This is a genomic window from Streptosporangium sp. G11, assembly GCF_051192615.1.
In the GTDB taxonomy this organism is placed as follows: domain Bacteria; phylum Actinomycetota; class Actinomycetes; order Streptosporangiales; family Streptosporangiaceae; genus Streptosporangium.
Genome location: NZ_JBPJUQ010000220.1, coordinates 1 through 3,404, shown reverse-complemented (window position 1 = coordinate 3,404; position 3,404 = coordinate 1). Strand labels below are relative to the sequence as shown.

Annotated in this window: 5 protein-coding genes and 1 pseudogene; 2 read left to right on the top strand and 4 right to left on the bottom strand. The window is 64.2% G+C overall.

The genetic code is table 11. The features are described 5' to 3' along the window. The first annotated feature begins 218 nt into the window (after positions 1-218). On the top strand, positions 219-524 hold the full coding sequence (locus tag ACSDR0_RS49875; protein WP_435296005.1) for a tyrosine-type recombinase/integrase: 306 nt from the start codon (positions 219-221) through the stop codon (positions 522-524). A gap of 423 nt (positions 525-947) precedes the next feature. On the opposite strand, the gene ACSDR0_RS49870 is transcribed toward ACSDR0_RS49875, so the two are convergent. Both ACSDR0_RS49870 and ACSDR0_RS49865 read right to left on the bottom strand, forming a co-directional pair. Continuing rightward, positions 948-1,589 (bottom strand): hypothetical protein, encoded by a 642-nt coding sequence (locus ACSDR0_RS49870; protein ID WP_435296004.1) that lies wholly within the window; start codon positions 1,587-1,589, stop codon positions 948-950. Then, positions 1,586-2,194, bottom strand: coding sequence for an RNA polymerase sigma factor (locus tag ACSDR0_RS49865; protein ID WP_435296003.1), 609 nt, complete (start codon positions 2,192-2,194; stop codon positions 1,586-1,588). Before ACSDR0_RS49865 ends, ACSDR0_RS49870 begins: the two co-directional genes overlap by 4 nt. Positions 2,195-2,352: 158 nt before the next feature. Between ACSDR0_RS49865 and ACSDR0_RS49860 the strand changes: the two are divergent. Then, positions 2,353-2,526: pseudogene (locus tag ACSDR0_RS49860) on the top strand (DUF6461 domain-containing protein); the annotation flags it as partial. A gap of 5 nt (positions 2,527-2,531) precedes the next feature. Here the strand turns inward: ACSDR0_RS49860 and ACSDR0_RS49855 are convergent. Together ACSDR0_RS49855 and ACSDR0_RS49850 are read right to left on the bottom strand one after the other, a co-directional pair. Continuing rightward, positions 2,532-2,681 (bottom strand): hypothetical protein, encoded by a 150-nt coding sequence (locus ACSDR0_RS49855; RefSeq protein ID WP_435296006.1) that lies wholly within the window; start codon positions 2,679-2,681, stop codon positions 2,532-2,534. A gap of 150 nt (positions 2,682-2,831) precedes the next feature. Beyond that, a partial coding sequence (locus ACSDR0_RS49850; protein ID WP_435296002.1) for a hypothetical protein occupies positions 2,832-3,404 on the bottom strand: 573 nt, incomplete at its 5' end.

Here is a 3,404-nt window from a genome sequence, read left to right as displayed (position 1 = left end):
CGCACGTCACGCACCGACGATGGCCTAACTACGTCCCCTGGCGGGGCCAAACGAATCAAGATCTACGAATGCAGTACTGGTCACTCCCGGCAACAATCAACCGGACACTCGCCACAAGAGGTTGTTCTCGTGAATAACGGCCGACGAATACTGCGGCCTTCAGGCACCTTCACCAGCAACATCACGCTCTATGACTGGAGTACTAGATCATGAGGGCGATGCCGTTGTCGGTGAGTTCTTCGGGGGTGAATACCGCGCTGAGTGCCGGCAACATCCGGCGGGACTTCCGGAAGATCCTCAAGGAAGCCGGGCTGGTCGACACGGAGTGGACGCCCAGGGAGATGCGACACAGCTTCGTCTCGCTGCTCTCGGCCTCCGGCGTCCCCATCGAGCACATCTCTCGCCTGGTCGGCCACGCCAACACCGTGGTCACCGAGACGGTCTACCGTCTCCAGATCCGGCCCGTCATGCAGGAGGGCGCGACGGCGATGAACGATCTCTTCGGAGGCGCACGAGGGGCTTAGTCACCCAGATAGTCACTCAAGCCCGATTTTCATGATCACAGACTGAGTATTCCCGCAGGCGGAGCCTAGGAGATTCGAACTCCTGACATCCCGCTTGCAAAGCAACCCAGGCGGGGGCGGGACCATGGGCGATACCCGCCCTCACCTGGTCTTACGGTCCATGGGGATCCACCGTCGTCCGCCCTTGTCCGAGGTGGTCGTCACTCAGTTTGTCACCCAAGAGGGAAACATCACGGACAGCCTTGCCGCTGCGATCATCCGATCCTCCAAAAACAGTTTTCCCGTTGCGGCGATTTCCAAGATCGCACGGTTGTTGGAGAAGGAACTCATCGCGAAGCCATCGACCCCCCAGGACCTTCAGAGGTGCGGTAGGCGCCCCTGTGGGGATGACCTGGCGGCCTACCGCGCTTTTGAGGGATTTGGTCAGCTGCCCTCGGGCGGGCCGAGCGGAGCCTCGGTGCTGTCGACCAGCTTGCAGTCGGCCACGGGTCCGTTGGAGACCCTCGCCCAAATACCGGCGACCGTCCTCTCCGGCTGTTCAGAGACGCTGAACTCCAGCACCGCGACCTGGCCGTCCCCGACAACCTTGGGGTCGATCGTGAAGCCGGACTCCTGGCTCTCCGGTCTCGGCCGGACGGTGAGGGGAGCGTCTTCCCTGGGCAAGAAGCTCTGGCTGCGAGGCTGCGGGCTGCACTTCTTCCCTCCGGGAATGTAGTCGACGACCGCGTTGAGCCCCATGTCCCGCAGGTCCGCCTGCAGGCTCTTGGGGTCCTTGGCCTCGTTGATGGTGATGAAGATAGTGCCGTCGTCATTCTTGGAGATGGCGTAGGCCGCGCCACCGCCCAGAGCCAGCGGGACGGCGATCGCCATGGCAGCGGCGGCAGCCAGTACCGGGGCCAGGATGGCAGAGCGCAGCAGCCGCCGCTTCGGCTTGGCCGACTGAGCTTCCTGGTGAATCTCGGTCATTACGAACTCCTTGAGCTGTCGGTGCCGGTTCCGCGGGAGTTCGGGCTCCACCTGGTACGGCAGCAGCCGGGTCAGCCTTTCTCGCTCGTCCTCGTTCATCGGTACTCCTCCCTCGTGAACCGGGCCGCGATGTCGCGGTCACCTCTTACCTGTCGTGACGGCCTGGATGGTTCCCTCTCAGCCGCGAGTTTTTCCAGCTTCTTTCGCGCCCGAGACAGCCGGGACCTGACCGTTCCCACCGAAATACCCAGCGCCTCGGCTGCCTCGACGTAGCCGAGACCCGACCCGACGACCAGCGCGAACACTTCCTGCTCCTGGCGGCGCAGCGTGCCGTAGGCCCACCGGATCGCGGCCAGCCGGTCGGCATCGTCGATGCGTCCCGCCACCTCATCGGCCAGGTCGGGAACCTGCTCAGCTCTGGGTATGCGGGCCAGGGCGTCGTCGTAGCGGTAGGCGGCCCGCCGGGTATTGCGCGCGACGTTGGTGGCGATGCCCAGCAACCACGGCCGCAGCGAACCGCCATCGGCGTCGATCCGGTGCCGCAGTCGCCAGGCCTCCAGGAAGGTCAGGGACATCACGTCCTCGGCAACCGACCAGTTTCCCGTCAGCCGGAAGGCATGGCCGTACACCGATCGGGCGAACTCATCGAAGAGCTGCTCGAACGCCTCTGTATCCCCGCCACGTATCCGGGCACGTATCGACATATCCACACACAGGGACTGTCCGCAGCGCCACCCGGGTTCCCGGAAACCACAAAGAAGAAGCCCAGTGGCAGTGACGCTACAACACCTCCGGGAGGAGTTCCGATAGTGGGATCACAAAACCGGAGGAAGTGACGTTCGATGAGTTGGACGAGCGCTCGATGGAGAACGCGGAGGACATGACTGGTTACATCGGCGCTGTGAAGGTCGGCGGCTGGTCTGTGGTTATCGAACCAGAAGGGTGGAAGATCGCTGTCGACTCCGAGATAAGAGCCCGGATCTCACAGGGGATCGAGGTCGTGTCGGCCTGCTGCCACGAATACGCCTCCGACACCTCCACCTACGAGATCGACGGGAAAACGATAACCTGGTTCGACCCGATGAACCCATCGTCCAGTCGGGCAGCGATCCTGACCGCCTGGTCGAGGCGATACGCGACGTCGGGCTGGATCCTGACCGCGCTTTCGAAGGCCCAGACATCGATTCCCAATCCCCAGCTCCTTCTCCCTGGCGAGCAGGATCACCGGCTTCCCTTCTCCCCCGGACATGCTGAACCTGCGATTGCTCGGCGCGGAATCCAAAGAGGAGTAAGCCGCTCTCATCCCGGCTGGACGCGACACGTCTCCGTTGGATACGGCCTTTACTCGCGACCGCTCAGTTCTCGATATGCCTCGCGTAGTTCTCCGGCTTCCGGCATGCGGCGCGCTTCGATGGCGCCGATCACCTCGCGCGCTCTCCAGTAGTTGGACGGCACCAGCACGCCGCTCGTCATGGTCGTGAGGGTAAGCTGACCCGCCTCGTCGGGCTGGTCGGTGGCGAGAAGGGCCAGAGCAAGGTCAAGGCGCGCGGAGGCCGCCCTGCGCGGACGAACCATCCCGTCCGCGGCCGACTCCAGGCGGGTGAGCACCTGCCGGGCGTACGGCTCGGCGGCCGGGTCTCCTAGCCATGACAGGGTGGTCGCCACGTACGCCTCGCTCTTGGAAGGGTCGTAGCGGTAGTGGTGCTCGGGATGCTCAGGCATCGACAACGGCGAGACCAGCCGGGCAACGCGGTTCAGCGCATCACGCGTCTCCGGGCCGGACCCGAGCCGCGCCCAGATCCGGCCTTCCTGCGCGGTCGCCTGGTCGATGCCGCGATGGCCCGCCTCCAGGTCCACCACCACACTCCGGACAGTCGCGGAAAACACGTGCTGCGAACCGATGACATCAAATGA

Bases quoted from the DNA above. Each gene is read 5' to 3' on its own strand.
- ACSDR0_RS49875 (WP_435296005.1), top strand. From the start codon at position 219: ATGCCGTTGTCGGTGAGTTCTTCGGGGGTGAATACCGCGCTGAGTGCC.
- ACSDR0_RS49870 (WP_435296004.1), bottom strand. From the start codon at position 1,589: ATGAACGAGGACGAGCGAGAAAGGCTGACCCGGCTGCTGCCGTACCAG.
- ACSDR0_RS49865 (WP_435296003.1), bottom strand. From the start codon at position 2,194: ATGTCGATACGTGCCCGGATACGTGGCGGGGATACAGAGGCGTTCGAG.